We start from the raw sequence: 15500 nt of genomic DNA on the forward strand, positions 1-15500 counted from the left end.
TCAGATGCATTACCTAGAAAGAATCTTTTGGAAAAATCTTACGAAAAACATGTAGAAAAAAAAGAAAGCGAAGTTTAATCAAGAATTAACACTACTGGAGGTTCTACATGAGATTGCTTTTGACTTTTCTTCTTTTATTTATGGTGCCCATCACTTTATTAGGCTGTATACAAAGTCCAGGGGAAAAGGAAGGTGGTATCTTAAGCAAGGAGCAAGTGTTAAAACGAGACCCAGTGGCTGATCTCTTTGAATTTAATGGGAAAGTTTATCGTACAGGTATAGGTTGGATAGAAAAAAAGGAATTAACAAAAGGGGAGAGAGTTGGAGAAATATCGAAATGGTCGGCAACTAAGCTACCAGTTGGTGCAACAATCTACACAACAGAAGAAAGAGGAGACATCTTAATTGTTGAATATGATGGAATGGAAAATAGATATTTGTTACAGATTGGTGAGTAATATTAATATCTTTCTATTTGGGTGCCGGTGATAGGTGAATTCTTATTATTTGAGAATTATAATGGAATTTTATGTTAAAATAATATTTGATATCTTCATAGGATTATAGCGAATTTTAGGTTGAGATCAAAGGAGAATTTAGATGACAACAAATAAAGTAATCTTTCTTTTCGCACTCTTAACATTCCTATTGATCGGTTGCTCCCAAAACAAAGAAGAAATGGTTATTAATGGGACAATAACTCTTATTGATGAGAACAGTGGGGATATGGAAGTGTATGGGGAAATGATAATCAAAGAAGCTGTGTCCCCATCAGAGTCCTTTGAAATTGTACAAAATTCTATATCACATGTGATAAGCTTATCCAATCCAGAAGATTATGAGATAGGACAACGCGTGAAAGTTAATGCTACCAAAAATGATGATGGAGATAGCTGGGATTTGAATAATTTAAAATTTGAAGTAGAAAAGCTTAATTAGAAATTACTTTTGAGTTTACCATATCCCAAAGTGAGGTATATATGAAAAATTACAAATTATCTATTCTCATCTTTCTATTTTTCGTTAGCATAGCATTGAATATCTACTTAGGAATCAGTAGTTATATAAAAAGCACTTATACTCCTGATTCAGAAGATTTAGAAATTTTAGCTGAAATGACAAAAATGGTGCTAGAAAGTGAACAATATCAGGAAATTGACTTAAAAGAGACGGTTTATGCCATTAAACAAGGTGTTAGTCGATTTAATGTTGGTGATCCTTCTTCTGTTTTCCACTATGAAGTCAGTGTTCAAACCGATAACGAATCTTATATATTTACTTGTATGGATAAAGAATGTTCAGAAGTTATAAATGAAGGCTGGACATACTCAAGATATAGTGAAGAAGAACCGTTATTACCTCGGAAGAAGAGCACATATGAACAACAAGTGCATCAACAAAAAGGGAGAAGTCCTGATTACCGAAATTTTATTATCGAAGATGTGAAAGAGACGTCTCTTTTCATTACTCCACCTGCAACAGATCTAGAAGCATCATATCCTGTGTATGAAATATATGTGGATGAAACGACACAGATAGTGGGCTATAAAAATAATCTTGATGAGTTAGCAAAAGGAGACAATGTTAAAGTTTGGGTTCAAGAAAAAGAAAAAGAGCCTGCGGAAAAGATTTTTGTCAATGAGTAATGATCGAGCCTAATTAAACTAACTTAATCTCAGAAAGTAAAATGGTTAAACAGATAGGAGCTATAAAATGTTTGATCAACTAATTGGTGAGAAAGTAAAAATTGTTCCAATGGAAAAAAAACATGTACAAGGTTTATATGAAATTGCAGTAGAACAAGACGTTTGGAATCATTTACCTGAAAACGTACAAACAATAAATGATATGCAGTCCTTCGTGGAAAAAGCATTAGAAGGTAAAGAAAGTAAAAAGGAATTTCCCTTTGTTGTCTTAAGCCATAACGAACAAATTATTGGATCTACACGTTTTCTTAATATATCAAATACAAATAAAAGCCTGGAAATCGGTTGGACCTGGTATAGTCCTTCTGTTTGGGGAACAAATACAAATACCGAATGTAAATATTTATTATTAAAGCACTGTTTTGAAACCATGAATCTGATTCGAATACAATTTAAAACAGATGAACAAAATATTCGATCACAAAAGGCTATTGAAAAATTAGGTGCAGTGAAAGAAGGCATCCTAAGAAATCATATGGTCCGTGCCAATGGAACCTACCGTAATTCTGTTTATTACAGCATTATTGACAGTGAATGGAGTGATGTGAAAAATAGATTAGAAGATATTTTAGAATATTCTCATAAAGCTCTACGATAGAAAGGAGTAAATTATCTCACCATCTTTTTCACAGTTTTTCTCCTACCCATTATCCTACCCATTATATATTGATGGTTTTGCTTAATTTTTAGGTTAAAAGGAACGCCTTAATTCAAAATAAGTTACGAGAAAATTCATGAATTAAGGCTTAATTTTCGGTTACTATGTTGATCCAATTTTCCATTTTTAGAATTTCATTTTGGCAACTTCTCAGAACACTGTTGATGAATTCCGGACCAATTAATGATTGGAATAATGGATAACGAAAGCATATAGCAAGTAATGAGAAGACTGGCAAAACTAGAATATGCTACTACTATCCCAGAAAAGCTCCTTCTAAGCCAGATTTAGGTCATTGACTAATTTCAAATACTTCTAAATCAATATTAAGCTCCTTCATTCATATCCCGTCTATTATAACCAAGGTAACCTATTACCATCAATGAAATACTAATCACAGTTATAGTAATAAAAATTGGTGCATCAAATTCTTCCATCGGCATTTGTGGAATCCAGCTTTGAATGGCTGTTTTCGAAAACCATTCTGGTAAATCTAAAATACCACCAAAGTAGTTAAGCAAAAAGGAGTAGGCGAGGTAAACATAAACCACTTTTCCTAGCTTCGGAGCCCAACCAAGTGCTAAAGCTGCAAGACCTGTAAAAAATAATACGGAGGGTAAAAAATTGTAGCCAGCAGCCAGAAAATCAAATATATCCATCTACCTACTATCCCCCATGACTGAGATAGCTGTCCCACCGAGTCCTACTGCAGCTAATAATACTCCTATTACACCCGCAAAGGTCGCTAAAATAATACTGGTCCAATACCATTGGCTGCGAGACACTTTTGTTACATAAAGCTGACTTAAATGCAAGCTTCTTTCTTCAGAAAACAATTTATTGACAATGGCAATTGGTAAAATCGAAACCAAACCAATCATTACTATCATAATCGTGCTAGTAAATGATTCTTCAATGGAAACGCCTGATTGAGTAAACATCTGTTGCATCATTTCGTTACTTTCCAAGAAGGTCTGCATGTCTCCATATATCGAACCATAAGCTGCCCCCATAATAACAAAAGCAATCAACCAACCAATTATTACGCCTTTATTAATCTTGATAAGTAAACCACGGACAGACAACAAGGATTTTTTGGCGCTTTCTCGACCTTCTCTTTCTGGAAGATAACCAGCTCCCATATCACGAGCCTCTTCAAGGGCGAAAGCAATAATCACAACAATTACACTAAAAATTGTTGCAAGGATAAGTGGAAACCAGTTATTTTCCGTAAAGGGATAAGTTAAATATGTCCAACCAAGGGGATTGATCATGGATAAGTCAACGTTAGATACACCTGTTCCCGCACGAACAATATAAAGTAATCCTATAATTCCAAGTGCTGAACCTGTTGCCCCAGATGAAGTTGACATAATTTGTGCCATAAACAGAGCAATTCCAGCACCAATAATACCAGACATTCCGACTGATGCACCAAATAAAAAGGAACCTTCAGCAGAAATGGTATCGGTACCGAAACTCATCATAATCCCAGCAATAAAAAGTGCTAATAAGACATTAATGAAAACTATCTCTATAGTTGCAGCAAGAGAGTTTGCTTGACGACCTATTTGAAATGACCGCACAAGCTCCATTAGACCAAGATCTTCTTCTTTACGTGTGTGACCTACCATGTGTAAAACAGCTATTACCATCGCAAATAAACCACAGAACAGTAACATTTCTTGCGCATACATTGCTCCTAAAGTATAATCACTTGCAGTATCTACTGGAGTTGTGCCCACCATAGATATCATAGCAGGATTTTGCATAGTTTCATACATTCCGAGCAAACCATTCCCTTTTGCTATTTCTTCAAAAGCTGGAACATAAGCAGCTGAAAACAGGCCAAGTCCTAAAACCCACACAATAATTTTTTCCAATCTCGTTTAAGATATTGTAAAAACAGTATATCCCAACGAGCAAATTTTTCCTTCATCGTATTCCATCCTCCTTTCAGGCACTTAACCTTCATAATGACGCATAAACAAATCTTCAAGAGTTGGCGGTATAGATTCAAATTTTCTGACACCTAATTTGCTTGCTTCCATTAAAATATCGTTGAGATATTGATTATCCGCAGAGAAGGTTGCTTGATTATCCTTTTGTTTGAAATCAAAAACTCCATTTACGGTGGCCATTTTAGCTACATCACCTTCTGTTGCTAAAGTTACAGTAGAACGGGTCAAGTGACGCAATTCATCAAGAGTACCAGTTTCCACAATTTCACCTTGGCGAATGATGACAACCTTATCTGCTAAACGTTCTACCTCACTCAATATGTGAGAGGATAGCAGGATCGCTTTACCTGATTCTTTGATTTTTTCCACTTCTTCTTGGAAGACAGCCTCCATCAAAGGGTCAAGACCAGAGGTTGGTTCATCAAATATATATAAATCCGAATCAACAGATAATGCCGCAATCAAACCAACTGACGATTTCCTTTCGAATATCCTTTGGCTTTTTTCTTAGGATCCAATTCAAAGCGTCTAATTAAATAATCGCGTTTTTGCTTATCTCCCCCACCATGCAATTTAATAAACAAATCAATAATTTCACCACCTGTTAGACTTCCCCACAGAGAGACATCCCCAGGGACATAAGAAATACGCTTATGAATTTCAAGACTGTCTTTCCAAACGTCCTTACCGAATATTTCCACATTGCCAGCATCTCGCTTGATAATTCCCAATAAAGTACGGATAGTTGTCGATTTACCAGCACCATTTGGACCAATAAAACCAACAACTTCTCCAGCATCTACCGTGAAGGTCACGTCACTTAATGCTTGAAACTTACCAAATTTTTTTTGCAAACCTTGCACCTCTATAATTTTTGTCACGACACTGCCACTCCTTCTTTTTGAAAAATTTGATAGTATACTTTTATATTTAACATAAATTAGCTGAGATAAGAATAAGTGCGAAATGAAGGGCATGAGAGTTCATCTTGGCGCTTTGGGGCCGGGGTTTAAGTACCAAATGAGACTCATTATTTTTATTTTCGGTACTTAGGCGAGGTTTAAGTGCCAAATGAGACTCATTATTTTTATTTTCGGTACTTAGGCGAGGTTTAAGTGCCAATTGAGACTCATTATTTTTATTTTTGGTACTTAGGCGAGGTTTAAGTGCCAATTGAGACTGATTATTTTTATTTTTGGTACTTAGGCAAGGTTTAAGTACCAATTGAGACTCATTATTTTTATTTTTGGTACTTAGGCGAGGTTTAAGTACCAAATGAGACTCATTATTTTTATTTTTGGTACTTAGGCGAGGTTTAAATACCAAATGAGACTCATTATTTTTACACTTCCCCTTCTCTTAGATCCTAACAGTTAAGCCCGTTTTTAGTAACACAAAAAGAGTGTTTGTTACAAGAGAAGTTTAAAATTCTAGATAAAAACTCCTTCTTCGTTAAATAGCTTACTTCTTATGCACTGATATTTAATCCTTATTTATAAAAGCTGTACTTCAGTATTTCAGAATAATTCTTCCATTCTTTGAGATATTGCTCTCCAAATTCACCAATATTTTCAAAGGAATCTATTTGTTGGAGCGCTTTCTCTACAAATCCAAACATCGTCCAATTCAAGATTTCCATCGCCTTTTCAATATCCATCCCTTCCCGGAATTTAGAGTAATCAATATCTTTATATATTTTCTCCTTGCCCTCGTCATAGATTGGATCAACTTTTTGCTTAATAATATCCTTTACCTCAGCCGATTCTTCTTGAATGGAAGAGGCCAGGAAATCAAATACATGTGGGAACTTTTGTTGGATATGAAATTTCTGTAATCCAATATTTTGGATTCTTTTAAAAAGATCTGTTTCATTATAGTCAATCTGTTCATAAATCTTTTCGATAACTTGAATACTGTGGTCGATTAAATAATAATAAAGATCCTTCTTGCTATTAAAATAGTTAAATAATGAACCTTTAGAGATGTTCGCCTCTTTGACAATTTCATTTGTAGATGCTTTTTCAAAACCACTTTTTACAAATTCTTTTATTGCAGCATTGATAATATGCTGTTGTTTTTCTGATTTTAGACTGTTAAATTTGGAATTGATAGTGATTACCTCTTTTCTGCTACGACTACATTGACCAATGTGGTCATTTCTAATATAACACAAATGACCACATTGGTCAATATGAATCAAAGAGAGGAAGAGACAGGTATGGTTGTTGATTAAATATCCTCCCTAAAATTATATGTTATGATAAAAAGTGTAAACAAAACGGATTTCCTTCGTGCAAATCGTATAAAAGTATAAATTAGTAATTCCTCTGAATAAGTACACCGTGCATTTTCTTAAAGAAAGGAATTTGGGTGTTAAAAAAACATTAGAAAGGTGGTTCAAAATTGAAAACCAATGATCATCATTCAAACACGGGGTTTACACTATTCAAACCAACAGGTGTAACACATGCTTTTCCTCTAATTGATTTACAAAATAAACGCGTAACCGGAACTGTTACATACAAAGGGAAGGTCTATATGACGGTTCATATCGATTTAAAAAAGGATACAGTGGAAATCAAAGGTAGTGTTGACGAATTACAAAATATTTCAATGGATCAAGAATCTTACTTAGACATGTTTAAGAGTCAGGCAGAATATTTTATCGAAAATAATATATCTGATCCACAGTAGTCTATTGATCAAATAAGAAAACCGTCACCTCACAGTAACGGTTTTCTTGTTGCTATTGCCAGAAGGCTCCACCATAAAATTTCACAAAAAATCATTCTTCTTAATTTTCGTAAAAACGGTCTCCAACGATCGATGAAACGAAATGGCCTCCTCGATTTTGTGCTCAAGTAATTTTTTCTCATCATTTGGACAATTCCCCATAGTATCTTGAATATCCGCTAAATTATCAATTTGTAGATTAAGAGAATCCAGCCAGCGATTGACGTACGTTTTCATAAATTTTTTATATAAATCTTGACGAGCCTCATATAAATCTTGACGAACTCCCTTCTGAAAAACACGTTCGACTAAATTGAACTCCAATAATCTTCTAATCGAGTAACTCATTGCAGTCTTACTCTTCCCTAACGCGTCCCTCATCTCATTTAGAGTCATGGGTGCTCCATTTAGATATAAGGTGACGAATAATTGCGCCTCTGTTTTATTTAAAGAAAACATCTCTAATGTTTTGGAAAATTCAGAAATAATCTGATTATTAATTTTTTCAAGCTCTAATCGCTCATTTTCATTTGTCATAAGTGAAAGTAATCCTCCTTAAATTCTCCTACTGTCTAATTTACACTACATAGCTTCAAAATCAATGGGAACATTAAAACTATCGTATAGGATCAAAATAAAGTTTGTAAAGTTTTAACTTTACAAACAAAACATTCTGAAAAATCTAATCATATCACTTGAAATGTTTCGACAAAATCTGTAGCATTATAAAAGTGAGTATAATTTCCTAGAAAAAATCGAAGAAAATGAGGAGATATAAATTCATGTCTTTAATTAAGGTTACAAACTTATCGAAGATCTTTGGTAAGAAAACAAAAAGTGCTCTCTCCTTACTCAGAGAGGGACACTCAAAAGAAGAAATTTTGAAGAAAACTGGCTGTACAGTCGGTGTCAATCAAGCAAGCTTCGAGGTAGAAGAAGGAGAAGTCTTTGTGATCATGGGACTTTCTGGTAGTGGGAAATCCACCCTCGTTCGCTTGATGAATCGTTTGATTGAGCCTACAGAAGGCGATGTCGAAATCAGCGGGGAAAATCTTGCCAAAGTTGGTAAAGATGCTCTACGCAAAGTCCGACGCAAAAAAATTAGTATGGTATTCCAAAAATTTGGTCTCTTTCCATTCCGTACGGTTTTAGATAATGCTGCATTCGGTCTTGAAATTCAAGGCATCGGTAAGGAAGAACGAACAAAGAAAGCACAGGAAGCATTAGAATTAGTAGGATTAGGAAATTTTATTCACCAATATCCGGATCAATTATCAGGTGGTATGCAGCAGCGTGTTGGTTTAGCGCGTGCACTTGCTAATGATCCAGAGGTCCTGTTAATGGACGAAGCCTTTTCCGCGTTAGACCCATTAATTCGTAAAGAAATGCAAGACGAACTCTTAGACCTTCAGCAAAAAATGAAGAAAACCATCATTTTTATTACCCACGATTTAGATGAAGCATTAAGAATTGGCGATCGAATCGCTCTTATGAAGGATGGTGCCATTGTTCAAATCGGTACTCCTGAAGAAATTCTCGTAAACCCAGCGAATGATTATGTGGAGCGCTTTGTGGAAGATGTAGACCGTTCGAAGATTTTAACGGCAAGCCATATTATGAAGCGTCCAGAAACGGTAGATATTGAAAAACACGGTCCAAGGGTTGCCCTAGAACGGATACGTGAGCAAGGATTATCCAGTATTTACGTTGTAGATCGCTCTAGAAAATTAAGAGGATATGTAACAGCGGATGATGTCAAGCAAGCTCGCGAAAACGGTGAGAAAGACTTACAAGGCATTCTTCGTACAGATATGCGAACAGCAGAACTAGAATCACCAATTCATGAAATATTTGAAATTATTCATGATGCACCAGTGCCAGTTGCTGTTGTAGAAGATGGAAAATTAAAAGGAATTATTGTAAGAGGTGCTGTTATCGCGGCATTAGCGAATGGAAATGGAAGTGAGGTGCTAGAGAATGCTTGATTTCGTACCTGAGATTCCAGTAGCTGATTGGATTACTTTATTTGTAGAATGGGTGCAAAATACATTTGAATTTATATTCGACCCAATTAAAGAAGATTTTGGTGAATTCATTGAATGGACATCCGCTTCATTAAGCACTATTCCACCAATTGTAGTGATTTTAATTGTGGCCATACTCGCCTTCTTTATTACAGGGAAGAAGTTTGGCTTAGCTGTTTTTTCTATCGTTGGACTTTGGTTCATTTACAACCAAGGCTTGTGGGAGCATTTGATGTATACATTTTCTCTTGTGTTATTTGCAAGTATTATATCGGTCATTATCGGAATTCCTACCGGTATTTGGATGTCTAAAAGTAAATGGGCACAAACCATTATTACACCAATCTTAGACTTTATGCAGACAATGCCTGCATTCGTCTACCTTATTCCGGCAATTTTATTCTTTGGGATAGGAATGGTGCCAGGTGTTTTTGCTTCTGTAGTCTTCGCAACACCACCTGTTGTCCGGTTTACGAACCTTGGTATTCGTCAAGTGTCACAGGAACTCGTGGAAGCTGCGGATGCATTTGGTTCAACTGGATCACAGAAACTATTTAAGGTTGAACTGCCAATGGCACGAAAAACGATCATGGCAGGGGTAAACCAAACCATTATGCTTTCATTATCCATGGTTGTTATCGCATCAATGATCGGTGCACCTGGTCTTGGAAATGATGTTTTAACTGCCCTACAACGCTCACAGGAAGGCCCTGGTTTTGTGGCAGGTTTAGGTATTGTTATTCTAGCAATTATTATTGACCGAATTTCTCAAAATTTAAACAAAGGCTAAAAACTTTCCCGGTTTCCTCCGGGAAGTTTCAATAAAATTTATAAAAAAGGGGAGATCATTTAGTATGTTTAAAACACGTAAAACTTTTGGATTGATGGCTGTACTAATATCTTTAGCATTAGTCCTTGCTGCATGTGGTGGCAGTGATAATGGCGATGCTTCAGGTGAAGACACTGTTGGTCAAGGCAAAGAAATCGAACTAGTCTATGTTAACTGGGATACAGAAATTGCATCTACTCACGTGATTGGTCAGGTTTTAGAAAATTTAGGCTATGATGTTAAATTAACTTCTCTAGAAAATGCGGCAATGTGGGAAGCTGTAGCAAATGGGGAAGCTGATGGTATGGTAGCAGCTTGGTTACCATTGACACATGCATCACAATATGAAGAGTTTGGCGATAAAGTAGTGCAATTAGGACCAAATCTAGAAGGAGCAAAAACTGGACTCGTTGTACCTTCTTATATGGATGTTAATTCTATTGCCGACTTAAAAGATCAAGCAGAAAAAACGATTACTGGTATTGAACCAGGTGCTGGTGTAACTGCAGCAACAGAAGCAGCAATTAAAGAATATGACAACCTTAGTGACTGGACATTACAAACTTCTTCTAGTGGCGCCATGACTACAGCACTTGGTGATGCGATTAAGAATGAAGAAGATATTGTTATTACAGGCTGGTCTCCACACTGGATGTTCTCAGAATATGATCTTAAATATTTAGAGGATCCGAATGGTGGATTTGGTGAAGCAGAAACGATTGAAACAATGGTTCGCGAAGGACTTGAAGAAGATCTGCCAAATGCCTACAAAGTACTTGATCAATTCGAATGGACGCAAGATGATATGAACTCCGTAATGGTTGAAATCATTGTAAACGGAGAAAATCCAGAGGATGCTGCTGAGGCTTGGGTAGAAGAAAACCAAGATAAAGTAGATAAATGGACAGAAGGCGTAGAATAATATTAGAAAAGCTGCTTCCCAAAAGGTAATTACCTAATGGAAGCAGCTTTTTACTTCTTATACAGAATTTTGTCCACTATCCAATAGAAACAGGTAAAGGCAAAACTCGAAAACAATGGAATCGTCACTAGTCCCATCCCTAATTCTTTTCTCCGAATTTCCCCATCTGATTCTTCCCCTATCAGATAATGTCCTTTTAAATAAAATATTCCCCTCCCCACGCTTTCATCAATATCAAGTGGTAAATAAAAGAACGTATAAATCGCAAGCGATAAAAGAGTAATGAAGAAAAAGCTTGCGAAAACAACTAAATAGATAGGGAATTTCTGCACCTTTCTCTGCATTACAGAGCATATCCCTCCTCTGTTAAAAGCATTCGAAGCTTTGCTCTCGCCCGCTTGCCACAATTTTTCACTGCTCCGTATGTTTCGGATTCCTTCTGTGCAAATTCTTTTAATGGATACCCATGTAACAAACAACCCTCAAACCATTTCCATTGTTTCTTCGTTAAAGTATTCTGTATTTTATGAAGTAATTGTGGGTCTAATTCGTGGGCTAAATCCTCTACCATTAAATCTTCTATACGAACAGTGTTTAGCCATTTTTCATGCTTTTCCTGTACGCGTCTGTTGTGATCGATTAAGTGCAATAACTCCCTCCTAACACATAGATAAGCATAGCTCGAAAACTTGGATTTGCTACTATCATATTCCCGCCAGGCCTGCCATAGTGCGATTAACCCCAATTGATAAAACTCCCCGTCTTCATCTCGAATCCCATATTTATGAATTAAATGAAAAATAATGCGTTCATGATGCTTCAATACCTTTTCGAAATCTTCCATTATTCAAAGCCCCATATGTAAAGGCGCCCTTACTTGTATTCCGCGGTAAGACAAGCATAACGTTGCTTAGATGGAGCGTCATCTTCCCTTATTTAGCTGAAAATAGAGAAAATGCGATTTTCATGCTTGAATTTTTATAAATTATCTAACAAAAACATCATTTCTACTACCCAATTACAAATTCACCACAAATATTTTTTACAATAAAAGGTTATACTAATATCCCTTTACAGTTATATAACTGCATGATAATATAAACTCATGAAAACAACTAGGAGTATTTTTGATATCATTTCAGAACCTAACCGCCGATTGATATTAGATTTGTTAAGAAAAAAAGCAAATTCAGTGAATGAGCTAGTTCAATTAACAGGAATGAGCCAACCAGGAGTTTCCAAACATCTTCGTATATTGAAAGAAGCAGGATTAGTAGAGGTACAGAGCGAGGCTCAAAAACGTGTTTATTATTTATGTCCTCTTCCCTTATCTGAGGTGGATAAATGGTTAGAGCCTTATCGAAATTTTTGGAAGGACAATCTTGCTTCATTGGATGAATTTCTTGAAAAGGAGGAAGCAGAAGATTAATTTATCGAATGGCACGAATTAAACCCAAATAATTATAATAGGAGTTGATTAGTATGACAAAATCAAAGGCAGTTGTTACCTACCAATTTAACGCTTTACCAGAAAAAGTTTATGATGCATGGATAAATCCTGAAAAAATAAAGAAGTGGATGTTCCCTAATGGAAATATAGTAAGGTGTGAAAACAATCCTAAAGTAGGAGGTTATTTCATTTTTGTAGACAGACGAGAAGGTGATGATATTGAGCATATTGGGCAATATTTAGAACTGGATAAACCAAATCTAATTAAATTCACGTGGGCAACAGTGGATGACCTGCCTGATATAGATATGGTTACTGTGGAAATTCAACCATCAAAAAACGGTGCCATTGCTACGTTAACACATGAAATAGATCCTAATTGGGCACAATATATCCCTCAAACAGAAAATGCTTGGAATGAAATGCTGAAAGCAATGGAAGGAGTATTGAACTAAGCGAGGAGATATTCTAAAAGATCAAATCACCTATGTAGGTTAATTCAACCATACATAGGTGAGCCTTAATATGTGCTACAATCCACTAGCTTTTCCTCACGTTAACGATTGTCATCTCCAACTGACCCCTCCAATTTACGAACTCCAAAACCTCCTGTAATCGGTGCCAAAAATCCATACAGTGCTGAAAATACAAAGCCTCCAAGATTAAAAATCGCCCAAGGTAAAAATTCAAAATTGTCAACTCCTAAAGTGGTTGCCATAAATACCCCCGAAACAGTCCAAGGCATTAACACTTCGGTAATGGTAATAGAGTCCTCCATATTACGAGACAAATTGACTGGGTGCAAATTATTTTTCTTGTATACCCTTCCATAGATATCCTGAATTAAGAAATAAGATACTAAGGCGTTGGAAGTACAGTTAATTACAGCAAAACCTGTTACAAGTGCTGAAAAAGTTATACTTCCGACTGTTTTTAAATGCTTAATAATACTCTCTAGGATTGTATTTAATGCCTGTGATACTTCTAATGCCGATGCGAAGAAAAACGCTACAAAGACAAAGAATGTGGCATTATACATCGAATATAGTCCACCTCGATTTAACAACTCTTGTAAATCATCGCCGATGTCGACTCCTACCAGCATATCCACATTAAATCCAGATACGGCAGAAGCGAATAAATTAGCTAATGACGCACCTTGGAATAAAATTGCTATAATCATGGCAGTAACAGATGAAGTAAATAGCACAATAAGTGGTGGTTTTTTCATTAAGGATCCCACAATGACCACCACAGCAGGTATTAATAGCCAGAGATTCAACTGAAATAACTGATCAAGATTTGCAACCATTTCTTGAATATTCGATAATTGGGCAGAATCGGTTTCAATCCCTAAACCAACTATGGAAAAGATGATAATAGCAAGTATAGAGGATGGAATGGCTGTATAAAGCATGTGTTTTATGTGCTCATATAAATTGGAACCAGCGGCAATCGAACTCATATTGGTCGTATCCGATAAAGGAGATAACTTATCACCAAAATAAGCACCAGATACGACAGCTCCAGCTGTTATCGCTAATGATAAATCCATTGTTTGAGCAATACTCATTATTGCTACCCCGATAGTTCCCGCTGAACCCCATGAGGTTCCTACACAGGTTGATACAATCGCAGTAACTAAGAATGCGAGTAAATATAAATAGTTTGGATCAATAATTTTAAGACCATAATATACAAATAAAGGGATCGTTCCGGATATCATCCATGTCCCGATTAGTAACCCAATACAAAACAAGATGAGAATGGCTGGAAGTGCCTTTTTTATTTTGGACCCCATCACCTCTATTATTGTCTCCCACCGATTTCCATGAAATATAGCAAAAATCGCAAAAACTATTCCTGCAAATAATAGCATTAACTCTGCGGGATATTTCATTATTCCAATACCCAAAATAAAAATAGCTAATGAAATAACGATCGGAATTAAAGCCATACCCAAGGAGGGACGTTTCAAATTATCTGTATTCATCGTTTAACTCTCCCTTTCAAGGATTTTTATCATAATTGTTGAAATGCCTTTTCTAAATCATCAATTTGCAATTCAGAGCCTTCCAGCCCAATAGATAAACGAATTAAGCCTGGTGAAATTCCTTGCTCATTTAGTTGTTGTTCATTATTATCTTTTACAGGAGAGTTTACTAAGCTTTCATATCCTCCCCAGCTGACGCCAATTTTAAATAAAGATAAGGCATCAATGAAACGAGAAACACTCAAAAAATTCGCTTCTTTAAGCTCAAAACTCAGCAGTCCTGTGAATCCTTTCATCTGTTTATCTAGATAAGGAGAATCCTTCTTTACTAGGCTGGGATGATAAATACTTGCAACCTCAACTTTTGTTTGTAAATACTCAATAACATTCAAAGCATTTTCCTGATGTTGCTTCAGACGGATAGGTAATGTACGCAAACCACGATTTATCAGATAAGCGTCATGTGCCCCTAAAACTGCTCCATTCAACTGATACCCATATTGAAAAATTTCGTCCACTAGATCCTGATCACCGATCACTGCTCCACCAATAACATCACTATGACCACCAATATATTTTGTCAAGGAATGGATCGACAAATCAAACCCTAATGTTAACGGTTTCTGAAAAATCGGAGTGGACCATGTGTTATCTATCGCAGTGACGATCCCCTGCTCTTTTGCTATTTTTGTTACTGCCTGCAGATCAACTACTTTCATTAGCATCGTTCCCGGGCTTTCTACATAAATCAATTTAGTATTTTCTTGTATCGCTTCATAAATATTGGTTAATTGGTGATCTACCACACTATATGATATATGGAACTTCGATAAATAATGAATTAACTCGGTTGTAGGACCATAAATATTATTGATTACAACAACATGATCTCCACTTCGCAAAAGTGTATGAAACACCGCACTAATTGCGCCCATCCCTGAGCTAAAGCACTTACATTTTTCTCCTCTCTCTAATGCTGCTAATTTTTGCTCTAGAATTTGTACGGTAGGATTAACCCCTCTTGAATATACATAATTTTCTCTTTCTAGCTTCTGTGCTTCCGTAAACTCTTTAAAGCTCTTGAAGGCAAAAAGACTAGTTTGATAGATAGGAGGAGAAACCGATCCATGATATTGGGAGGGATCATCCCAAAATTGTGTACAAATTTCTTCATCCGTATATTGCATAATTAATCCCTTCTTTCTCATGATGAACTTCATTTCT

19 protein-coding genes and 1 pseudogene are annotated in these 15500 nt (G+C 36.0%); 10 read left to right on the plus strand and 10 right to left on the minus strand.

Features of this window, described 5'->3' with window-relative positions; all coding sequences use genetic code 11:
* The first annotated feature begins 107 nt into the window (after positions 1–107).
* The 4 genes from ACZ5N5_RS01535 to ACZ5N5_RS01550 all read left to right on the plus strand — a co-directional run bounded on the left by ACZ5N5_RS01535 (position 108) and on the right by ACZ5N5_RS01550 (position 2304).
* A complete protein-coding gene (locus ACZ5N5_RS01535) occupies positions 108–458 on the plus strand; it encodes a hypothetical protein (RefSeq protein ID WP_464373129.1) in 351 nt (116 codons plus the stop codon).
* A 142-nt stretch (positions 459–600) separates the two neighbouring features.
* On the plus strand, positions 601–939 hold the full coding sequence (locus ACZ5N5_RS01540) for a hypothetical protein (RefSeq protein ID WP_054788421.1): 339 nt from the start codon (positions 601–603) through the stop codon (positions 937–939).
* A gap of 41 nt (positions 940–980) precedes the next feature.
* Positions 981–1646: a hypothetical protein gene (locus tag ACZ5N5_RS01545; protein ID WP_054788422.1), complete on the plus strand. Its 666-nt coding sequence runs from the start codon at positions 981–983 to the stop codon at positions 1644–1646.
* A gap of 67 nt (positions 1647–1713) precedes the next feature.
* Positions 1714–2304, plus strand: a complete 591-nt coding sequence (locus tag ACZ5N5_RS01550) for a GNAT family N-acetyltransferase (protein ID WP_054788423.1) — start codon at positions 1714–1716, stop codon at positions 2302–2304.
* Positions 2305–2690: 386 nt separating this feature from the next.
* Here the strand turns inward: ACZ5N5_RS01550 and ACZ5N5_RS01555 are convergent, their stop codons facing one another.
* The 5 genes and pseudogenes from ACZ5N5_RS01555 to ACZ5N5_RS01575 all read right to left on the minus strand — a co-directional run bounded on the left by ACZ5N5_RS01555 (position 2691) and on the right by ACZ5N5_RS01575 (position 6498).
* On the minus strand, positions 2691–3023 hold the full coding sequence (locus ACZ5N5_RS01555; protein WP_464373130.1) for a hypothetical protein: 333 nt from the start codon (positions 3021–3023) through the stop codon (positions 2691–2693).
* Positions 3024–4232: an ABC transporter permease gene (locus ACZ5N5_RS01560; RefSeq protein ID WP_464373131.1), complete on the minus strand. Its 1209-nt coding sequence runs from the start codon at positions 4230–4232 to the stop codon at positions 3024–3026. It abuts the gene before it with no gap.
* Positions 4233–4328: 96 nt separating this feature from the next.
* Positions 4329–5206, minus strand: a pseudogene (locus ACZ5N5_RS01565) (ABC transporter ATP-binding protein).
* 49 nt (positions 5207–5255) lie between these two features.
* A complete protein-coding gene (locus ACZ5N5_RS01570) occupies positions 5256–5651 on the minus strand; it encodes a hypothetical protein (protein WP_464373132.1) in 396 nt (131 codons plus the stop codon).
* A gap of 163 nt (positions 5652–5814) precedes the next feature.
* The gene (locus tag ACZ5N5_RS01575; RefSeq protein ID WP_277680133.1) at positions 5815–6498 is read right to left on the minus strand and encodes a TetR/AcrR family transcriptional regulator; all 684 of its coding nucleotides are present in this window, start codon (positions 6496–6498) and stop codon (positions 5815–5817) included.
* Positions 6499–6728: 230 nt separating this feature from the next.
* Here ACZ5N5_RS01575 and ACZ5N5_RS01580 point away from each other — a divergent pair, with 230 nt between their 5' ends.
* Positions 6729–7019: a hypothetical protein gene (locus ACZ5N5_RS01580; RefSeq protein ID WP_054788935.1), complete on the plus strand. Its 291-nt coding sequence runs from the start codon at positions 6729–6731 to the stop codon at positions 7017–7019.
* An 81-nt stretch (positions 7020–7100) separates the two neighbouring features.
* Here the strand turns inward: ACZ5N5_RS01580 and ACZ5N5_RS01585 are convergent, their stop codons facing one another.
* The gene (locus ACZ5N5_RS01585; RefSeq protein WP_464373133.1) at positions 7101–7595 is read right to left on the minus strand and encodes a GbsR/MarR family transcriptional regulator; all 495 of its coding nucleotides are present in this window, start codon (positions 7593–7595) and stop codon (positions 7101–7103) included.
* Positions 7596–7840: 245 nt separating this feature from the next.
* Between ACZ5N5_RS01585 and ACZ5N5_RS01590 the strand changes: the two genes are divergently transcribed.
* The 3 genes from ACZ5N5_RS01590 to ACZ5N5_RS01600 all read left to right on the plus strand — a co-directional run bounded on the left by ACZ5N5_RS01590 (position 7841) and on the right by ACZ5N5_RS01600 (position 10833).
* Positions 7841–9043: a quaternary amine ABC transporter ATP-binding protein gene (locus tag ACZ5N5_RS01590; protein ID WP_054788933.1), complete on the plus strand. Its 1203-nt coding sequence runs from the start codon at positions 7841–7843 to the stop codon at positions 9041–9043.
* Complete coding sequence (locus ACZ5N5_RS01595) at positions 9036–9872, plus strand: ABC transporter permease (protein ID WP_464373134.1); 837 nt, start codon at positions 9036–9038, stop codon at positions 9870–9872. Before ACZ5N5_RS01590 ends, ACZ5N5_RS01595 begins: the two co-directional genes overlap by 8 nt.
* 64 nt (positions 9873–9936) lie before the next feature.
* Positions 9937–10833 (plus strand): glycine betaine ABC transporter substrate-binding protein, encoded by an 897-nt coding sequence (locus ACZ5N5_RS01600; RefSeq protein WP_464373135.1) that lies wholly within the window; start codon positions 9937–9939, stop codon positions 10831–10833.
* A gap of 50 nt (positions 10834–10883) precedes the next feature.
* Here the strand turns inward: ACZ5N5_RS01600 and ACZ5N5_RS01605 are convergent, their stop codons facing one another.
* Both ACZ5N5_RS01605 and ACZ5N5_RS01610 read right to left on the minus strand, forming a co-directional pair.
* Complete coding sequence (locus tag ACZ5N5_RS01605) at positions 10884–11177, minus strand: hypothetical protein (RefSeq protein ID WP_054788932.1); 294 nt, start codon at positions 11175–11177, stop codon at positions 10884–10886.
* Positions 11177–11677: a sigma-70 family RNA polymerase sigma factor gene (locus ACZ5N5_RS01610; RefSeq protein ID WP_054788931.1), complete on the minus strand. Its 501-nt coding sequence runs from the start codon at positions 11675–11677 to the stop codon at positions 11177–11179. The genes ACZ5N5_RS01605 and ACZ5N5_RS01610 overlap by 1 nt, the downstream gene beginning before the upstream one ends.
* Positions 11678–11938: 261 nt before the next feature.
* On the opposite strand from ACZ5N5_RS01610, the gene ACZ5N5_RS01615 reads away from it, so the two are divergent.
* Complete coding sequence (locus ACZ5N5_RS01615; protein ID WP_054860319.1) at positions 11939–12262, plus strand: ArsR/SmtB family transcription factor; 324 nt, start codon at positions 11939–11941, stop codon at positions 12260–12262.
* A 53-nt stretch (positions 12263–12315) separates the two neighbouring features.
* Entirely contained in the window at positions 12316–12738 is a 423-nt protein-coding gene (locus ACZ5N5_RS01620) for an SRPBCC family protein (protein WP_464373136.1), read from the plus strand.
* 101 nt (positions 12739–12839) lie between these two features.
* On the opposite strand, the gene nhaC is transcribed toward ACZ5N5_RS01620, so the two are convergent.
* Together nhaC and ACZ5N5_RS01630 are read right to left on the minus strand one after the other, a co-directional pair.
* Positions 12840–14276 (minus strand): Na+/H+ antiporter NhaC, encoded by a 1437-nt coding sequence (gene nhaC, locus ACZ5N5_RS01625; protein WP_464367692.1) that lies wholly within the window; start codon positions 14274–14276, stop codon positions 12840–12842.
* A gap of 29 nt (positions 14277–14305) precedes the next feature.
* On the minus strand, positions 14306–15484 hold the full coding sequence (locus ACZ5N5_RS01630; protein ID WP_464367691.1) for a trans-sulfuration enzyme family protein: 1179 nt from the start codon (positions 15482–15484) through the stop codon (positions 14306–14308).
* Positions 15485–15500 lie beyond the last annotated feature (16 nt).

This window comes from Gracilibacillus sp. JCM 18966 (genome assembly GCF_055392695.1).

What these genes read in the sequence shown, in the direction of transcription:
- ACZ5N5_RS01610 (WP_054788931.1), bottom strand. Translation starts at nt 11,677, where the DNA reads ATGGAAGATTTCGAAAAGGTATTGAAGCATCATGAACGCATTATTTTT.
- ACZ5N5_RS01620 (WP_464373136.1), top strand. Translation starts at nt 12,316, where the DNA reads ATGACAAAATCAAAGGCAGTTGTTACCTACCAATTTAACGCTTTACCA.
- ACZ5N5_RS01535 (WP_464373129.1), top strand. Translation starts at nt 108, where the DNA reads ATGAGATTGCTTTTGACTTTTCTTCTTTTATTTATGGTGCCCATCACT.
- nhaC (WP_464367692.1), bottom strand. Translation starts at nt 14,276, where the DNA reads ATGAATACAGATAATTTGAAACGTCCCTCCTTGGGTATGGCTTTAATT.
- ACZ5N5_RS01550 (WP_054788423.1), top strand. Translation starts at nt 1,714, where the DNA reads ATGTTTGATCAACTAATTGGTGAGAAAGTAAAAATTGTTCCAATGGAA.
- ACZ5N5_RS01600 (WP_464373135.1), top strand. Translation starts at nt 9,937, where the DNA reads ATGTTTAAAACACGTAAAACTTTTGGATTGATGGCTGTACTAATATCT.
- ACZ5N5_RS01630 (WP_464367691.1), bottom strand. Translation starts at nt 15,484, where the DNA reads ATGAGAAAGAAGGGATTAATTATGCAATATACGGATGAAGAAATTTGT.
- ACZ5N5_RS01605 (WP_054788932.1), bottom strand. Translation starts at nt 11,177, where the DNA reads ATGCAGAGAAAGGTGCAGAAATTCCCTATCTATTTAGTTGTTTTCGCA.
- ACZ5N5_RS01555 (WP_464373130.1), bottom strand. Translation starts at nt 3,023, where the DNA reads ATGGATATATTTGATTTTCTGGCTGCTGGCTACAATTTTTTACCCTCC.
- ACZ5N5_RS01595 (WP_464373134.1), top strand. Translation starts at nt 9,036, where the DNA reads ATGCTTGATTTCGTACCTGAGATTCCAGTAGCTGATTGGATTACTTTA.
- ACZ5N5_RS01545 (WP_054788422.1), top strand. Translation starts at nt 981, where the DNA reads ATGAAAAATTACAAATTATCTATTCTCATCTTTCTATTTTTCGTTAGC.
- ACZ5N5_RS01590 (WP_054788933.1), top strand. Translation starts at nt 7,841, where the DNA reads ATGTCTTTAATTAAGGTTACAAACTTATCGAAGATCTTTGGTAAGAAA.
- ACZ5N5_RS01615 (WP_054860319.1), top strand. Translation starts at nt 11,939, where the DNA reads ATGAAAACAACTAGGAGTATTTTTGATATCATTTCAGAACCTAACCGC.
- ACZ5N5_RS01585 (WP_464373133.1), bottom strand. Translation starts at nt 7,595, where the DNA reads ATGACAAATGAAAATGAGCGATTAGAGCTTGAAAAAATTAATAATCAG.
- ACZ5N5_RS01540 (WP_054788421.1), top strand. Translation starts at nt 601, where the DNA reads ATGACAACAAATAAAGTAATCTTTCTTTTCGCACTCTTAACATTCCTA.